The sequence below is a fragment of the Microbacterium sp. AISO3 genome, from assembly GCF_002204305.1.
GTDB lineage: Bacteria > Actinomycetota > Actinomycetes > Actinomycetales > Microbacteriaceae > Microbacterium > Microbacterium arborescens.
The window spans coordinates 203,133-218,910 of the sequence record NZ_NHRF01000002.1 but is presented as its reverse complement, the minus strand read 5'-3'; the positions used below and the strand labels follow the sequence as shown (position 1 = coordinate 218,910).

Genomic DNA, 15,778 nt, shown 5'->3' with positions numbered 1-15,778 from the left:
ACCGAGGAACAACACTAACACGTCACCGGCGCGGCGAAGAATCGTCGGCACGCCGGGCGTGGCGCGGTGACGAACTCACGATCTCACCCGGGAGCGCAGGACGGCGATGCGCGCCTGAAGCTGCGCCACCGTCGCATGTGACACGGCCGGCCCGCCGCACACACGGCGCAGCTCCGCGTGGATCTGCCCGTGCGGTTCACCGCTCTGGCGGGCGTAGAGACCCACGAGGCTGTTGAGCAGCTGCCGCTGTTCCTTCAGTGAGCGGTGAAGCGGCTCGGGCAGCGTCGTCTCTGCGGCTGCTGCGTCTTCGCCGGGCGCGCCGCCGGCCGACTTCTCGCGTGCCTCGCGGCTGTGCCGGTGCTTGGTCTGCCGCGACTGGCGCTGCATGAGGAGCTCGTGCACGTGCTCGGGCTCGAGGAGCCCCGGAATGCCCAGGAACTCCTCCTCCTCGGGTGTGCCCGGCACCGCGAGCTGGCCGAACTCAGCGCCGTCGAAGAGCACGCGGTCGAAGTGTGCGACCGAGCCGAGCGCCTGGTAGCTGAACTCCTGCGTGAGCTCGTCCGATGCTTTGTCTTCGCTCTCGGCTTCCGCGAGCAGCGTGTCTTCGAGACCGTCGTCGTCGCCGGCTTCGCGATCGAGCGCGTGGTCGCGCTGACGCTCCATCTCGGCGGCGAGGTTGAGCAGGACGGGCACGTTCGGCAGGAACACGCTCGCGGTCTCACCGCGGCGACGCGCTCGCACGAAGCGCCCGATCGCCTGTGCGAAGAACAACGGCGTCGAGGACGACGTGGCGTAGACGCCCACCGCGAGTCGGGGGACGTCGACGCCTTCGGACACCATGCGCACCGCGACCATCCACCGGGTGGTCGACTGGGCGAAGATCTCGATGTTGCCCGACGCCGCCTTGTCGTCGGAGAGCACGACGGTCGGGGCCTCGCCGGTGATCTGGTGGAGGATCTCCGCGTACGCCCGTGCGGCCGTCTGGTCGGTCGCGATGACGAGGCCGCCGGCGTCGGGCACGTCCTGGCGCACCTCGGTCAGGCGGCGGTCGGCCGACCTGAGGACCGCGGGGATCCAGTCGCCCTCGGGGTTCAGCGCGGTCCGCCAGGCCTGCGACGTGATGTCCTTCGTGTTGTCCTGGCCCAGGTGCGCCTCGAACTCGTCTCCTGTCTTGGTCCGCCACTTCATGTGGCCGGCGTAGACGAGGAAGAGCACGGGGCGCACGACGCCGTCGGCGAGGGCGCGCCCGTACCCGTAGTTGAAGTCCGTCTTCGACAGACGGATGCCCTTCTCGTTCGGGTGGTACTCCACGAACGGGATGGGAGCGGTGTCGCTGCGGAACGGCGTTCCCGAGAGCAGCAGTCGGCGCGTCGCCCGGCCGTACGCCTCGCGCAGCGCGTCGCCCCAGCTCAGCGCGTCGCCGCCGTGGTGGACCTCGTCGAGGATGACCAGGGTGCGGGCATCCATCGTCAGCCGCTGGTGGACGGATGCTTTGACCGCGACCTGCGCATAGGTCACCGCGACGCCGTGGTACTGGCGCGAGGGCATCCCGTGGCGGTTGCTGAACCGCGGATCGAGACGGATGCCGACTCGGCCGGCGGCATCGGCCCACTGCGTCTTGAGGTGCTCGGTGGGGGCGACCACGACGATGCGATCGACGACGTCGCGGCGCAGCAGCTCCGATGCGAGGCGGAGGGCGAACGTCGTCTTACCGGCGCCGGGGGTCGCGGCGGCGAGGAAGTCGCGCGGTCCGCGCCCGACACCCTCCGGACCGTCGGCGCCGAAGTACTGGTCCAGCGCCTCGGCCTGCCAGGCACGCAGGCGCTGAGCGGTACCCCACGGCGCACGCTGCGGGAACGAGGGTGACAGGTGCTCGGCGGCGAAGCTTCCGAAATGCTCCTGGGGGTCCTCTGTCACGATGGACCACCTTAAACGACCCCACCCACACGATCGCCCGGCAGGAGATAGCGTGGCAGGCACGAGCTTCAGGAGGGGCCATGAGGAACAACGAGCCATCCGAGGACGCGCGTCGCACGCCCTACGTGCCGAACGAGACCGCCCATCCCTGGCGTCGCATGGTGGCGATCGGCGATTCGTTCACCGAGGGAATCGGAGATCCCGAGCCCGGCAGTCCCGGCGGTCACCGTGGCTGGGCCGACCGCGTGGCCGAGGTGCTGAGCTCTCAGGTGCCCGACTTCGCGTACGCGAATCTCGCGGTCCGGGGAAAGCTCATCGGCCAGATCGTGGCCGACCAGATCGAGCCCGCGCTCGAGCTCAAGCCCGACCTGATCACGTTCTCGGCCGGCGGCAACGACGTCATCCGGCCGGGGTCCGACCCCGACGCCGTCGCGCAGCAGTTCGAGGATGCCGTCGTACGGCTGTCGTCGACAGGGGCGACGCTCGTGCTCTTCACCGGCATCGACACGAACTTCACGCCGGTCTTCCGCGGCATCCGCGGCCGGGTGGCGATCTACAACGAGAACATTCGGGCGATCGCCGACCGGTACGACGCGATCGTCGCCGATCAGTGGGCGCTGAAAGAGGTGCAGGACATGCGCTTCTTCGACGACGACCGGTTGCACTACAACTCGCTCGGTCACCACGAGGTCGCGCGCATGGTGCTGCGGGCTCTCAACGTGCCCAACGACCTGCAGCCGATGCAGCCCGACACGACGCCGGTTCTCACCTGGCGGGCTGCCCGCGCGAACGACCTCGTCTGGGCCCGCGAGTACCTGATGCCGTGGGTTCTGCGCCGGCTCCGGCATCAGTCGTCCGGCGACCACATCACCGCGAAGCGACCCGAACCGCTGCCCGTCCTGCGCCGCGCCGACGACGCCGACTGATCAGCGCAGCGCCCACAGCGACACCGCGGCGGCTGCCGCGACGTTGAGGGAGTCCACTCCCCCGGCCATCGGGATCGTGACGACGCTGTCCGCCACAGCGAGCGCACGCCTGCTCAGCCCGTCGCCCTCGGTGCCCATGAGCAGCGCCACCCGATCGGGCCGTGCCGCGGCGAACTCGTCGAGCGGCACAGCGCCCTCCGCGAGAGCGAGGGCAGCGAGGTGCAGGCCGGCCTCGCGGAGCAGCGGGGCCGCCTCCGGCCAGGCCGGCAGACGCGTCCACGGCACCTGGAACACCGTCCCCATGCTGACGCGGACACTGCGGCGGTAAAGAGGATCGGCGCAACGCTCGCTCACGAGGACCGCATCGGCTCCGAGGCCGGCGGCGGCCCGGAAGGCGGCGCCGACATTCGTGTGATCGACGATGTCCTCGAGCACCAGCACGAGCCGGGCGTCCGCGACGATGTCGCTGACCGCTGCGGCGACGGGCCGGTGCATGGCGGCGAGGGCGCCGCGGTGGACGGCGTAACCGGTCACCTCTTCGGCGACCTCGTCGGAGACGACGAAGACCGGTGCGTCGCCTGCCAGGTCGACCACGTCGGGAAGCCATTTCTCCTGCACGAGGAACGAGCGCGCCCGGTGCCCTGCCGCGTGCGCCCGCGCGATGACCTTCGCCGACTCGGCGATGTACAGCCCGCCGGCGGGCTCGAGCACCCGGCGCAGCGCGACATCGGTCAGGTCGCGGTAGTCCGAGAGGCGGGGGTCGGAGGCGTCGTCGATGCGGATCACGGGCACCCTCCCACCCTGGCATGTCGCCCGGGCGATGCGCGGACGCTCGTAGAGTGGAACTGTGACGAACGCCGACCTCGAGACGCCCGCGGGCGACGAGATCGAGAACGCCCTCGAGGTACTCGCGGGACGTCGCATCGCGGTTCTCACCGGAGCCGGCGTGTCGACCGACTCGGGCATCCCGGACTACCGCGGCGCTGGAGCGCCGGTGCGCACGCCTATGACGGCACAGCAGTTCCTCGCGAGCGCTGACGCGCGTCGGCGGTACTGGGTGGGCAGCCACCTCGGCTGGCAGGCCTTCGCGGCGGCGCGACCGAACGACGGGCATGCGGCGCTGGCGGATCTCGAGCGGTCCGGCGTCGTCACGGGCGTCATCACGCAGAACGTCGACGGTCTGCATCTGCGGGCCGGAAGCAGCCGGGTGGTCGAACTGCACGGAACGATGCGACGCGTCTTCTGCCTGCATTGCGGTCAGGTCTTCGACCGGCGCGATCTGGCCGAGCGCGTGGAACGGGACAATCCGTGGATCACGGTTCCCGAGAACGTCGAGCTGGGCCCCGACGGCGACGTCCTGCCCGCGACGAGCGACGGCTTCATCGTGCCCACGTGCACGGTCTGCGGGGGCATGCTGAAACCGGATGTCGTCTTCTTCGGCGAGTTCGTACCGCGAGAGAAGTTCGCGGAGGCCGAGCAGCTCGTGCGCACGAGCGAGGCCCTCATCGTCGCCGGGTCGTCGTTGGTGGTCAACTCCGGCGTCCGGCTCGTCGAGCGCGCCCGACGACGCAAGCTGCCGGTGGTGATCGTCAACCGCGGCGCTACGAGGTCGGACCCCAAAGCGACCGTCAAGATCGATGACGGCACGAGCCGTGTCCTGCGCGTCTTCGCCGACGCCCTCGCGTCGCGGCACTGAGGTCGAGGTCCGGCGCAGGCCCGCGTAGGGTCGAAGGGTGACCATTCTGACCCTCGTGCGCCACGGCGAGACCGACTGGAACCGCGAACGCCGGATCCAGGGCTCCACCGACATCCCGCTCAACGACACCGGCCGTGAGCAGGCCCGCGCGGTCGCGGTCTCCCTACGGGAGTCGATCGCCGGCGATGCGGTCGTGGCCTCGAGCGACCTGTCGCGAGCGGCCGAGACGGCGCGGATCATCGCTGACGGGCTGGGCGCCGCAGCGCCGCGCACCTATCCGGAGCTGCGGGAGCGCGGCTACGGAGATGCCGAGGGCGTGGGGGTCGAGGAGTTCCATGCACGCTGGGGCGAATGGGCCGTGGCCGACGTGCCGAACGCGGAGCCGTGGCCGGTGGTCCGCGAGCGGGCGCTGCGCGGGCTCGAGCGGGCCGTCCGCGACGCGCGTGCCGCCACGGCGCCGACCGCGGTGCCGCTGATCGTCGTTGCCCACGGCGCGCTCATCCGCGAGGTCATCCGGCATGCCACCGCGGAGGAGTTCCCGTTGCAGGGAGTCCGGCTCGCCAACGGCTCGGCGCACACGTTCGTCATGGAGCGCGAGCGGCTGCGCCTCATCGACTCCCCCGCGCTCGCGCCGCTCTGAGCGCCCGCGCCCGCCGATTGCCGACCTGTTCCGGAGCCGGGCTCGGAGCGGTGTATCGTCCAGCATCATGACCATGCACGACCGCGTCGATCTCGCGCTGCTCGAAGCCCTTGCCGACGACCCCCGCGCGACCGTGGTCGCCCTCGCCGAGCGCCTGCGGATGTCACGCAACACGGTCCAGGCGCGCATGGCGCGGCTGGAGCAGTCGGGCGTGTTCCTCTCGTACGAGCGGTCGATCTCGATGCGCGCTCTCGGCTTCCCGATCGAGGCGCTCATCAGCGTCGTGCTCCGCCAACCCGAGCTCCCGCGTATCGCGCAGGAGCTCGCGACCATTCCCGAGGTGCTGCAGGCTCAGGGACTGAGCGGTCAGGTCGACCTGATGGTCCGCGTGGTCGCGCGCGACACGCAGCATCTGTTCGCCGTCGACGCGCGCATCCTCGCCATCGACGGGGTCGACCGCACGGAGACCTCGCTCATCATGGACGACGTGATCCCGCATCGGGTCAAGCCGCTGCTCGCTGAGGGGCGCGCGGGCTGACCTTCTCCGGCTCACGGTCGGCGTCGAGCCGCACGAGGACCACACCGACGAGGATGAGCGCCCCACCGACGAACTGGACCGGTGCGGGCGCCTCGGCCAGGAGCAGCCACGCGAAGCCCAGTGCGAACAGCACCTCCGAGAGGCCGATGAACGAGGCCAGACGCGATCCCGTGCGCGGCACCGCGGAGACCCCCAGGGCGTAGGCGGTCCCGGTGGCGGCGCCGACCCAGAGCAGGACGACGAGGGGCGGCAACTGCATCCCGACGACGTCTGCGAGCACGCCGCTCGTTGCGAAGGGCAGGAATCCCGTGATGAGGAGCGTGCCGATGATCGCGCTCGCGACCACCATTCCTCCCGCGGCCAGGACGAGGGGCGGCAGCGTGTCGCCGGTGCGCTCGGCCATGACGAAGTAGACGCACGTGCAGAGGGCTGCGCCGAGCGCGAGGAGCGTGCCCCAGAAATCGAAACGAGCCCCGGCGATGTCGACGACCAGCACCAGCCCCGCCATGGCGACGACGGAGCCGGCGATCACCGTCCGTGACGGTCGGCGGCGGGTGGTGAGCCAGACCCAGATCACCAGGAGCACGGGCGCGAGGTATTGGATGAGGAGGGCGACGGCGACCGGCATCCGCTGCATCGCCGAGAAGTAGAACAGCTGGCATCCGACGACGGGCATCGCGCCGAACGCGAGCAAGGCGAGCGCGTGCCGCCGCAGGAAGTGTCGCTCACGCGCGATCGCGCGGATGAGGAACGGCGACAACACCAGGGCCGCCACGCCGATCCGGACGAACAGCGCGGCGCCCAGTGACCAGCCGTTCTCGAGCAGCGGCTTCACGAGCGGACCGCTCGACGAGAAGGCCAGCGCCGAGGCGACGGCCATGGCCATGCCCGCCGTTCGCCTGCCGGCCAGGCTGGCGGGCGCCGTCTCCGGTGTGCCTGCGATGATGGGCAGGGGCGCGGTGGGATTGGTCATCGGCAGCCTCGATGGTCAGGGGTGAAAGTTATCTACACTCGTGACAGTAATGCTCGCTATCGTCAGGAGTCAACGTGGTCTTCATCCATGACACGGAATTGTCGCTGCGCGCGACGGCTGCGCTGGTCAACACGCTCCCTCACACGAGCGCAGATGCCGCCGACACGCTCACCGACGGAGACGATCTGGATGCCTTCCTCAGCGAGTTCGCCTTCACCGGCGCGATCGTGCGCGACGACGCCGAGCTGCAGGCGATGCGCGGCATCCGGTCGCGCCTGCACGAGCTCTGGGAGCTCGACCGAGACTCTGCCGTCCCCCACGTCAACGCGATGCTGCGAGATGGTCGCGCCCAACCGCAGCTGGTGATCCACGACGGCTACGACTGGCACATCCATGCGACTCCCGACGACGCACCGCTGGCGACGCGCGTACTCGTGGAAGCCGGTATGGCTTTCGTCGACGTCATCCGCGCCGACGCATACGACCGTGTGCGGATCTGCTCCGCCGACGACTGCGCCGCGGTCTACGTCGACTTCTCGAAGAACGGCTCGAAGCGCTACTGCGACACGGGCAACTGCGGCAACCGCATGAACGTCAACGCGTACCGTCGTCGGAAGGCGCGAGAAACCGCTTGATCGCTGCGGCAGCCTCGCGGGGCTTCTCGTAATGGATGAGATGGCCCACACCGTCGATCTCGACGAGTTCGGCCGCAGGGAACAGCTCGCGCAGCCGGCGTTCGGCCTCGATCGGGGTGATGTCGTCCTGAACGGCGGCGATGAGCAACGTCGGCTGCGGGATGCGCGGAGCGAACGCGCGGACGTCGTTGGAGACCGACGTCACGAACGCGTCGCGGAGGACGTCGCGATCGGCGAAGCTCGAGAAGTAGGTGTCGTGCTGCTCGTGGACGAACCGGCGCAGCGTCCGGTCGCGCGTCTTGACCATGGCCAGGCTCATCACTCGGACGATGAGGCGGTTGCGCAGCAGCGCCTCCCCCACTCGCCTCGGGAGGCGCGCCCCGACGTCGTAGTACCAGACGGCGAGTCGCGTGAAGACGCCGCGCGGCCCTTCGAGTGCGGGCGCGCCGATGGGATTGATGAGAATCAGACGGGGAGCCGGGAGCCCGCCCGCCACCGCGGCGGAGGCGACGATGGAGCCGAATGAGTGGCCGACGACTACCGCGCCGGGAGCGGCCGCGGCCGCGAATTCAGTGAGCCAGTCGGCGTATGTCTCGAGGTCGTGTTCGCGTCCCGGTATCGCGGGTGTCTCTCCGAAGCCCGGCAGGTCGGGCATGATGACGCGCACGTCGGCGAGGTGCGCGACGACGGGCTCGAGCCCGTGGTGCTCCCCCCGGAAGCCGTGCACGGCCAGGAGTGTCTGAGGTGCATCGTCGCGCCCGTAGACCCAGTACGCGGTCGTTCCGCCGAGGACCTCGGTCTCGAGGCGGCGCACGGGGATGCGTGCGAGCAGGGAGTCGTACGGAGAGACGGTCGGCACCCGTCGAGTCTACGGATGCGGCGCGTCGGATCCTGCGTGTCCGACCCGGGCCGTAGCCTCGATTCCGTGGAGCCGGACCGCCCCCTCGTCGTCGCTACGCCCGAACTCGACCTGTGGCCTTGCACGGCACCTGAATGGTGCCAGGTCGTCGGGGTCTTCGATCTCGAGACGACGGGCGTCGACGTCGCGGCGGATCGCATCGTCACAGCGCACGTGGGCGTCCTCGACGCCGACGGCGCGCCCGTGCGGGCCGACAGCTGGCTGGCCGACCCGGGAATCGACATCCCCGATGGTGCGGCGGCGATCCACGGCATCACCACCGAGCACGCTCGCCGACACGGACGGCCCGCGTCAGACGTGATCACGGAGGTCGTCGCGGCTTTGCGCGGCCTGTTCGACGCCGGCATCCCGGTGGTGGCGTACAACGCGCCGTTCGACTTCTCGATGCTGAAGTACGAGGCCCTGCGCCACGGGATCGATCCGATCCTCACGCCCTCCCCCGTCATCGACCCGCTCGTCATCGACAAACGGTACGACCGCTACCGCCGCGGGAAGCGCACCCTGTCTGTCGTCGCCGAGCACTACGCCGTCACGCTCACCGGGGCGCACGAGGCTTCCGCAGATGCGATCGCAGCGGGACGCGTCGCGCAGACTCTCGCCGAGCGGTTCGCCGACGGGATGCCGTCGACCGCGGCCGAGCTGCATACCCGCCAGATCGGCTGGGCCCGGGCTCAGGCGCAGAGTCTCACCGAATACTTCGTCAGCATCGGACGGATCGACGCCGACGTCGACGGGTCGTGGCCCATCCGCTGATAGGCAGGCGATCGGAGGCCCGATAGGCGAACGGCTGAGGCCGCCGCGAGGCGGCCCCGACCTGCGAGGCCGCCTCGCGGCGGGTGCGACGAGCCTCAGACCGCGGTCAGCTCCGCCGAGCGCTCGCGGGTGCGGATCGCGCGGTTGACGCATGACACGACGGCCTTGAGGCTCGCCGTCGAAATGTCGCCGTCGATACCGACGCCCCACAGGCGCTGGTCGTCGACCTGCAGCTCGACGTAGGCTGCCGCCTGGGCGTCGCCACCCGAGCTCAGCGTGTGCTCGACGTAGTCGTAGAGCGAGATGTCGAACCCGCGGTCGCGCAACACGGCGAGGAACGCCGCGATCGGGCCGTTGCCCACCCCCGACACTTCGTCGTGCTCGTCGCCGTCGCGAAGCGTCACGTCGAGGCGGACGTCGCCCGACATGTCGCTCTGGGTGCGGGTGCCCAGCAGCTCGAACCGGCCCCACTTGTCGTCGTCGGACGATGCCGGCAGGTACTCGTCGGTGAAGATCGACCAGATCTGCTCGCTCGTGACCTCGCCGCCCTCGGCATCCGTCTTCTCCTGCACGACTCCCGAGAACTCGATCTGCAGCTTCCGCGGCAGATCCAGAGCGTGGTCGGTCTTCAGCAGGTAGGCGACGCCGCCCTTGCCCGACTGCGAGTTCACCCGGATCACGGCCTCGTACGAGCGCCCGAGGTCCTTGGGGTCGACGGGCAGGTAGGGCACCGCCCATTCGATCTCGTCGACCGAGACGCCCTCGGCAGCCGAGCGCGCGGCCATGGCCTCGAACCCCTTCTTGATGGCGTCCTGGTGCGAGCCGCTGAACGCGGTGAAGACGAGGTCTCCGGCCCAGGGGCTCCGCTCGGGTACGGGCAGCTGGTTGCAGTACTCGACCGTGCGCTTGATGCCGTCGACGTCGCTGAAGTCGATCTGCGGGTCGATGCCCTGCGTGAACAGGTTGATGCCCAGCGCGACGAGGTCGACGTTGCCGGTGCGCTCCCCGTTTCCGAAGAGGCAACCCTCGATACGGTCGGCGCCGGCCATGTAGCCGAGCTCCGCCGCGGCGATCGCCGTGCCGCGGTCGTTGTGCGGATGCAGCGACAGCACGACGTTCTCGCGATGCGCGAGGTGACGGCTCATCCACTCGATCGAGTCGGCGTAGACGTTCGGCGTGGCCATCTCGACGGTGGCGGGAAGGTTGATGATGACCTTGCGGTCGGGCGTCGGCTCGAAGATCTCGATGACCTGGTTGCAGACGTCGACGGCGAACTCGAGCTCGGTGCCCGTGTAGCTCTCGGGCGAGTACTCGTAATAGACGGCCGTCTCGGGGATGGTCTGCTCGTACTGGCGGCACAGGCGCGCGCCCTCGAGGGCGATGTCGATGATGCCTTGGCGGTCGGTGCGGAAGACGACCTCGCGCTGCAGGATGCTCGTCGAGTTGTACAGGTGGACGATCGCCTGCTTCGCGCCGGCGATCGCTTCGTACGTGCGCTTGATGAGGTGCTCGCGAGCCTGCGTCAGCACCTGGATCGTCACGTCGTCGGGGATCAGGCCGTCGTCGATCAGCTGGCGCACGAAGTCGAAGTCGGTCTGGCTGGCGCTCGGGAACCCGACCTCGATCTCCTTGTAGCCCATCTTCACGAGCAACTCGAACATCACGCGCTTGCGCTCGGGACTCATCGGGTCGATCAGCGCCTGGTTGCCGTCACGCAGGTCGACGGCACACCAGCGCGGCGCGGTCTCGATGCGCTTCGCGGGCCAGGTGCGGTCGGGCAGATCGACGCGGATCTGCTCGTGGAACGGCCGGTACTTGTGAATCGGCATGCCCGAAGGCTTCTGGTTGTTCTCCATGGTCGTCTCGCTCTTCCTCTTCGGGTGTGGCGGGCCAACACGAAGCTCCGCGACGAGAGAGGCCCTAGAACGAGGACTCGTCGCGGCGACTAAGGAGGAGAAGTCGGCCGAAGCGCATGCGCCCAGGTTACACCCGCTCGCCGCCGGCGCGCACACGCGCGTGCCTCGCCTGAGACGAAGGCGTCGTGCGCGACACTGTGGGGATATGAGAACTGCGCGCGCGGGCTCGTCCGCCCTCCTGATGTGTGCGATCGCCCTGACGGCGGGCTGCGCCTCGACGCCCGCGGCTGGCCCGACCTCGCTCGACCCGGCGCCCCCGAGCAGCGAGGTCGTCGCTCAGGGGACGGTCCTCGACGATGGCGCCGGCGCCGAGCTCTGTCTCGGAGCGGTCGCGGAGTCGGCACCGCCGCAGTGCTCCGGGATCCCGCTCGAGGGGTGGGACTGGGCGTCGGTGACCGACGCGACCACGATGTCTGGCGCGACGTGGGGCGCCTACGCCGTCCAGGGACGTTACGACGGATCGTCGCTCACGGTGACCGCTTCGGCGGTTCCGCTGGCGCTGTACGACCCCATGCCGCTTCCCGATCCGACGGGTGGTGTGCCCGGCGCCGCGGACGACGCGACGCTGCGAGACGTCGAGCAGAGGGTGCACGACACCCTCGGTGACTCCGTGCTCGCCTCCGGGGCGTACGACGGCCGACTCTGGGTCACGGTCATCTGGGACGACGGCACCCTGCAGGACGCCGCCGACGCCGAGTTCGGCGCGGACGTCGTCGTGATCCAGTCGGCGATGCGCGAGATCGGTTAGAACCCGAGACGTCCGAGCTGCTTCGGGTCGCGCTGCCACTCCTTCGCGACGCGGACGCGCAGCGAGAGGAAGACCCGCGTTCCCACGAGGGGTTCGATCTGCGCGCGCGCACGCGCGCCGACATCCGCGAGCCGCGACCCCTTGCGACCGATGATGATCGCCTTCTGGCTGTCGCGTTCGACGACGATGTTGGCGTACACGTCGGTCAGGTCGGAGCCCTCGCGCGGCGCCACATCCTCGATCGTGACGGCGATCGAGTGGGGCAGCTCGTCGCGGACGCCTTCGAGCGCGGCTTCGCGGATGATCTCGGCGATGCGGTCTTCCGTCGACTCATCCGTCACCACGTCGTCGGGGTACAGCGCCGGCCCTTCGGGCATCAGCCCGAGCAGCTCGTCGGCGAGCACGTCGAGCTGGTCCTCGGTGACGGCGGAGAGCGGGATGACCGCGGCCCAGTCCTCGCGGAGGCTGTCGACCTCCATGAGGCGCTTCATGATCTCGTCACGGGAGGCCAGATCGGTCTTGGTCACGATGGCGACCTTCTTGGCGCGCGGGTACCCGTCGAGCGAGGCGGCGATACGGCGGTCGCCGGGCCCGACCTTGTCGACGGCGGGTACGAGGAAGCCGATGACATCGACGTCACCGAGCACCTGCTCGACGAGGTCGTTCAGGCGCTGACCGAGAAGGGTCCGGGGCTTGTGGATACCGGGCGTGTCGACGATGACGAGCTGCCCACCGGGCCGGTTCAGGATGCCGCGGATCGCGCGCCGCGTCGTCTGGGGCTTGTCGCTCGTGATCGCGACCTTCTCCCCCACCAGTGCGTTCGTCAGCGTGGACTTCCCGACATTGGGGCGTCCGACGAAGGTCACGAACCCCGACCGGGTCTCTGCTGCGGTCATCTGCTGTCGTCTCCTCTCCGTGCCACGCGGACCTCTCCGGTCCGCGGGGGCGTCGTGTCGTCGGTCTCGTCGGCGGGGGCGCGTTCGACGAAGACGGTCGCGAGGCCCCGCCCGCGTCCGCGCGACACGCCCCCGGTGATGGTGATCCCGTCGACGGTCACGGTCGCCCCCGGCATCGGCACCCGCCCGAGCGTCTTTCCCAGCAGCCCGCCGACGGAGTCGACGTCGTCGTCGTCGAGCTCGATGCCGAACAGCTCGCCGACCTCATCCAGGCCCAGGCGCGCGCTCACGCGGTAGCGGCCGGGCTCGAGCTCGACGACCTCGGCTGCGCCACGGTCGTATTCGTCGGCGATCTCACCCACGAGCTCTTCGATGAGGTCCTCGAGGGTGATGAGACCGGCGACGCCGCCGTATTCGTCGACGACGAGGCACACGTGGACGGCATCCCGCTTCATCTGCTGCAGCAGCGATTCGGCCCGCATCGACTCCGGGACGAAGACCGCGGGGCGAGCGACACTGCCGACGGGAACATCGCGCCACCCGGTGGCCTCGCCGTAGGAGAACTGCACGAGGTCCTTGAGGTAGACGACCCCCACGATGTCATCGCGCTCGTCGTCGGTGACGGGGACCCGCGACACGCCGCGCTCGAGGAAGAGCGCAAGCGCTTCGTGGGTCGTCGCCGTCTGCGGCACCGTCACCATGTCGGTGCGAGGCACCATCACGGCACGCACGAGTGTGTCGGTGAAGTCGAATACCGAGTGGATGAGGTCGCGATCATCGGCTTCGATGAGGTCCTGCGACACCGCTTCGTCGACCATGCTCAAGAGCTGTTCCTCCGAGGCGAAAGACGTGCCGCGGGCAACCCCCGGCGTCACGCGATTGCCCACGATCACCAGGAGATGCGCGAGGGGGCCGAGCACGATCCGTGCGCCGCGCACGATCGGGGCGCACGCCATGAGGAGGCCCCGGGCGTGCTGACGGCCGACCGATCGCGGACTCGCACCGACCAGGACGAACGACACCGCCGTCATGAGGAGGGCGGCGACGAGGATCGCCCACCACAGGTTCTCGAGCGCCAGCGTCAGCGCGGCGGTGACGAACACCGCTGCGGTCGACTCGGCGAGGATGCGGATGAACACGACGGCGTTGGCGTGGGCCGTGGTGTCGTCGGCGATGCGGCGGAGGGCCTGCTGTCGTCGGCTCGACTCGGCCCAGTCAGCGAGGTCCGCCCGAGAGGTGACACCGAGCGCGGCGTCGAGAGCGGCCATCAAGCCCCCGAGCGCGACGAGGAACACCGCGCCGAGGACGAGGAGGAAGACGGTCACGCGCGGCGGCGCTCGCTCGCGTGGAAGGCCGAGATCAGCTCGCGCTGAAGTCCGAACATCTCGCGCTCCTCTTCCGGCTCGGCGTGGTCGAATCCCAGCAGATGCAGCAGTCCGTGCGTCGTCAGGAGGATGAGCTCGTCGAGTGTGGTGTGACGCGCGGCCTGCGCCTGCGCCTCGGCGACCTGCGGGCACAGCACGATGTCGCCGAGGAGTCCCGGCGGGGTGGGTGCGTCCTCGGTCCCCGGGCGCAGCTCGTCCATGGGGAAGCTCAGCACGTCGGTGGGTCCGGGCTCGTCCATCCACTGCACGTGCAGAGACTCCATGGCGCCCTCGTCGACGAGGAGGATGGCGAGGTCGGCGTCCGGGCTGACGTTCAGCTGCGCGAGGTTGTGCTCGGTCAGCCGCAGCAGCACGGTCTCGTCGACGGAGACGCCGGATTCGTTGGTGATCTCGATGGTCATGAGCGTCCTCGTTTCGGGAGTCGGTCGCGCGGACCGGCGGGCCGTGTCGCGGTGCGCCGCTCGGCCCGGTTGGCGAACTCACTCGCCTCGTCGCGCTCACGGCGGGCGGCGAGACGCTGCTCGTCGTACTCGCTGTACGCGTCGACGATGCGGCCGACGAGCGTGTGTCGAACGACGTCGTCGCTCGTGAGGGTCGCGAAGTGGATGTCGTCGATGTTCTTCAGAACACGCGTCACGGTTCGGAGCCCCGATGTTCCCTGAGGAAGGTCCACCTGCGTGATGTCGCCGGTGACGACCATGCGCGTACCGAACCCGAGACGCGTGAGGAACATCTTCATCTGCTCGGGGGTGGTGTTCTGGGCCTCGTCGAGCACCACGAACGAGTCGTTCAGGGTGCGTCCGCGCATGTACGCCAGCGGGGCGACCTCGATCGTGCCCGTGGCCATGAGCTTGGGGACCAGCTCGGGATCGAGCATCTCGTTGAGGGCGTCGTAGAGCGGCCGCAGGTAGGGATCGATCTTGTCGGTGAGGGTGCCGGGAAGGAACCCCAGGCGCTCGCCCGCTTCGACGGCGGGACGCGTCAGGATGATGCGATTGACCTCCTTGCGCTGCAGGGCCTGCACCGCCTTGGCCATCGCGAGGTACGTCTTTCCGGTTCCGGCCGGACCGATGCCGAAGACGATCGTGTTCTCGTCGATCGCGTCGACGTAGGCCTTCTGACCGAGGGTCTTGGGGCGGATGACCTTGCCGCGCGAGGACAGAATCGCCTCGCCCAGCACCTCGGAAGGACGGGGCCCCTCATCGCCGCTCCGGCGCTGGAGGATGCGGCTGGACGTCGTGACATCGCTCGGGTCGAGCCCCTGCCCGGCGCGAGCCATGGCGATCAGCTCGTCGACGAGCGATCGGGCCGCGGCGACGGCATCCGCCGTTCCGGTGAGGGTGATCTCGTTGCCGCGAACCAGGACGTCGACGTCGGGGTGCTCCCGCTCGACGACGCGCAGGAGACGGTCTTGGGGTCCGAGCAGCTGGACCATGGCGACACCGTCGGCGAGGATCGTCGCGACGGCGGGTTCGGAAGCATCAGCCACCGAGGCTCCCTTCGGAGAGGCCACCGGCGAGGACGTGGGCGTGAACGTGGAACACGGTCTGTCCCGCTCCGGGGCCGGTGTTGAAGATCAGTCGGAAGTCGCCGTCGGAGTGTTCGGCGGCGACGGCGTTGGCGAGCCCCACGAGTTCGCTGAGGAGGTCGGGATCGCCTGCGGCGAGCTCGACGACCGTGCGGTAGCGCTCGGTCTTGGGGATCACGAGGAGGTGGACGGGCGCCTGCGGTGCGATGTCGCGGATGGCGAACGCGTTCTCTGTCTCCGCGATGATCTCGGAGGGGATCTCGCCGCGGAGGATGCGCGTGAAGACAGACGGTTCGCTCATGCGTTCA

At 69.5% G+C, this 15,778-nt stretch carries 17 protein-coding genes; 7 read left to right on the top strand and 10 right to left on the bottom strand.

Annotated elements, in window-relative coordinates:
• Positions 1-75: 75 nt before the first annotated feature.
• Entirely contained in the window at positions 76-1,917 is a 1,842-nt protein-coding gene (locus CBF90_RS03875) for a DEAD/DEAH box helicase (RefSeq protein ID WP_023950709.1), read from the bottom strand.
• 80 nt (positions 1,918-1,997) lie between these two features.
• On the opposite strand from CBF90_RS03875, the gene CBF90_RS03870 reads away from it, so the two are divergent.
• A complete protein-coding gene (locus tag CBF90_RS03870; protein ID WP_023950711.1) occupies positions 1,998-2,843 on the top strand; it encodes an SGNH/GDSL hydrolase family protein in 846 nt (281 codons plus the stop codon).
• On the opposite strand, the gene CBF90_RS03865 is transcribed toward CBF90_RS03870, so the two are convergent.
• A complete protein-coding gene (locus CBF90_RS03865) occupies positions 2,844-3,635 on the bottom strand; it encodes an RNA methyltransferase (protein ID WP_088379962.1) in 792 nt (263 codons plus the stop codon).
• A 55-nt stretch (positions 3,636-3,690) separates the two neighbouring features.
• On the opposite strand from CBF90_RS03865, the gene CBF90_RS03860 reads away from it, so the two are divergent.
• The 3 genes from CBF90_RS03860 (at position 3,691) to CBF90_RS03850 (ending at position 5,717) form a co-directional block, all read left to right on the top strand.
• Entirely contained in the window at positions 3,691-4,539 is an 849-nt protein-coding gene (locus tag CBF90_RS03860) for a Sir2 family NAD-dependent protein deacetylase (protein WP_023950715.1), read from the top strand.
• A 37-nt stretch (positions 4,540-4,576) separates the two neighbouring features.
• A complete protein-coding gene (locus CBF90_RS03855) occupies positions 4,577-5,179 on the top strand; it encodes a histidine phosphatase family protein (RefSeq protein ID WP_088379961.1) in 603 nt (200 codons plus the stop codon).
• A 67-nt stretch (positions 5,180-5,246) separates the two neighbouring features.
• Positions 5,247-5,717 carry an Lrp/AsnC family transcriptional regulator gene (locus CBF90_RS03850; protein WP_036304578.1) on the top strand — a complete coding sequence of 157 codons (471 nt, stop codon included), beginning with the start codon at positions 5,247-5,249 and terminating at the stop codon, positions 5,715-5,717.
• Here CBF90_RS03850 and CBF90_RS03845 read toward each other — a convergent pair.
• Entirely contained in the window at positions 5,683-6,690 is a 1,008-nt protein-coding gene (locus CBF90_RS03845) for a DMT family transporter (RefSeq protein ID WP_088379960.1), read from the bottom strand. The genes CBF90_RS03850 and CBF90_RS03845 overlap by 35 nt on opposite strands.
• A 74-nt stretch (positions 6,691-6,764) precedes the next feature.
• On the opposite strand from CBF90_RS03845, the gene CBF90_RS03840 reads away from it, so the two are divergent.
• Complete coding sequence (locus CBF90_RS03840) at positions 6,765-7,325, top strand: CGNR zinc finger domain-containing protein (protein WP_088379959.1); 561 nt, start codon at positions 6,765-6,767, stop codon at positions 7,323-7,325.
• Here CBF90_RS03840 and CBF90_RS03835 read toward each other — a convergent pair.
• Positions 7,285-8,184 (bottom strand): alpha/beta fold hydrolase, encoded by a 900-nt coding sequence (locus tag CBF90_RS03835; RefSeq protein ID WP_071918096.1) that lies wholly within the window; start codon positions 8,182-8,184, stop codon positions 7,285-7,287. The two genes, CBF90_RS03840 and CBF90_RS03835, sit on opposite strands and share 41 nt — an antisense overlap.
• A gap of 111 nt (positions 8,185-8,295) precedes the next feature.
• Between CBF90_RS03835 and CBF90_RS03830 the strand changes: the two genes are divergently transcribed.
• Positions 8,296-8,997 carry a 3'-5' exonuclease gene (locus CBF90_RS03830; protein WP_242435589.1) on the top strand — a complete coding sequence of 234 codons (702 nt, stop codon included), beginning with the start codon at positions 8,296-8,298 and terminating at the stop codon, positions 8,995-8,997.
• Positions 8,998-9,092: 95 nt separating this feature from the next.
• Here CBF90_RS03830 and leuA read toward each other — a convergent pair whose 3' ends face one another.
• A complete protein-coding gene (gene leuA, locus CBF90_RS03825) occupies positions 9,093-10,853 on the bottom strand; it encodes a 2-isopropylmalate synthase (RefSeq protein WP_088379957.1) in 1,761 nt (586 codons plus the stop codon).
• Between the two features lie 205 nt (positions 10,854-11,058).
• Here leuA and CBF90_RS03820 point away from each other — a divergent pair, with 205 nt between their 5' ends.
• Entirely contained in the window at positions 11,059-11,661 is a 603-nt protein-coding gene (locus CBF90_RS03820; protein WP_036304579.1) for a hypothetical protein, read from the top strand.
• Here the strand turns inward: CBF90_RS03820 and era are convergent.
• Genes era through CBF90_RS03795 form a run of 5 tightly spaced genes read right to left on the bottom strand, consistent with a single transcriptional unit; the run spans position 11,658 to position 15,771 of the window.
• Positions 11,658-12,557 (bottom strand): GTPase Era, encoded by a 900-nt coding sequence (gene era, locus CBF90_RS03815; RefSeq protein WP_088379956.1) that lies wholly within the window; start codon positions 12,555-12,557, stop codon positions 11,658-11,660. The two genes, CBF90_RS03820 and era, sit on opposite strands and share 4 nt — an antisense overlap.
• Positions 12,554-13,882: a hemolysin family protein gene (locus CBF90_RS03810; protein WP_088379955.1), complete on the bottom strand. Its 1,329-nt coding sequence runs from the start codon at positions 13,880-13,882 to the stop codon at positions 12,554-12,556. The genes era and CBF90_RS03810 overlap by 4 nt, the downstream gene beginning before the upstream one ends.
• Entirely contained in the window at positions 13,879-14,343 is a 465-nt protein-coding gene (ybeY, locus tag CBF90_RS03805) for an rRNA maturation RNase YbeY (RefSeq protein ID WP_023950734.1), read from the bottom strand. Before ybeY ends, CBF90_RS03810 begins: the two co-directional genes overlap by 4 nt.
• Entirely contained in the window at positions 14,340-15,377 is a 1,038-nt protein-coding gene (locus tag CBF90_RS03800; RefSeq protein ID WP_233494928.1) for a PhoH family protein, read from the bottom strand. The genes ybeY and CBF90_RS03800 overlap by 4 nt, the downstream gene beginning before the upstream one ends.
• Positions 15,378-15,423: 46 nt before the next feature.
• The gene (locus CBF90_RS03795) at positions 15,424-15,771 is read right to left on the bottom strand and encodes an HIT domain-containing protein (protein WP_023950736.1); all 348 of its coding nucleotides are present in this window, start codon (positions 15,769-15,771) and stop codon (positions 15,424-15,426) included.
• Positions 15,772-15,778 lie beyond the last annotated feature (7 nt).

Coding starts and splice junctions, on each gene's coding strand:
- CBF90_RS03795 (WP_023950736.1), bottom strand. CDS start 15,771: ATGAGCGAACCGTCTGTCTTCACGCGCATCCTCCGCGGCGAGATCCCC.
- era (WP_088379956.1), bottom strand. CDS start 12,557: ATGACCGCAGCAGAGACCCGGTCGGGGTTCGTGACCTTCGTCGGACGC.
- CBF90_RS03800 (WP_233494928.1), bottom strand. CDS start 15,377: ATGGTCCAGCTGCTCGGACCCCAAGACCGTCTCCTGCGCGTCGTCGAG.
- CBF90_RS03820 (WP_036304579.1), top strand. CDS start 11,059: ATGAGAACTGCGCGCGCGGGCTCGTCCGCCCTCCTGATGTGTGCGATC.
- ybeY (WP_023950734.1), bottom strand. CDS start 14,343: ATGACCATCGAGATCACCAACGAATCCGGCGTCTCCGTCGACGAGACC.
- CBF90_RS03845 (WP_088379960.1), bottom strand. CDS start 6,690: ATGACCAATCCCACCGCGCCCCTGCCCATCATCGCAGGCACACCGGAG.
- CBF90_RS03850 (WP_036304578.1), top strand. CDS start 5,247: ATGACCATGCACGACCGCGTCGATCTCGCGCTGCTCGAAGCCCTTGCC.
- leuA (WP_088379957.1), bottom strand. CDS start 10,853: ATGGAGAACAACCAGAAGCCTTCGGGCATGCCGATTCACAAGTACCGG.
- CBF90_RS03870 (WP_023950711.1), top strand. CDS start 1,998: ATGAGGAACAACGAGCCATCCGAGGACGCGCGTCGCACGCCCTACGTG.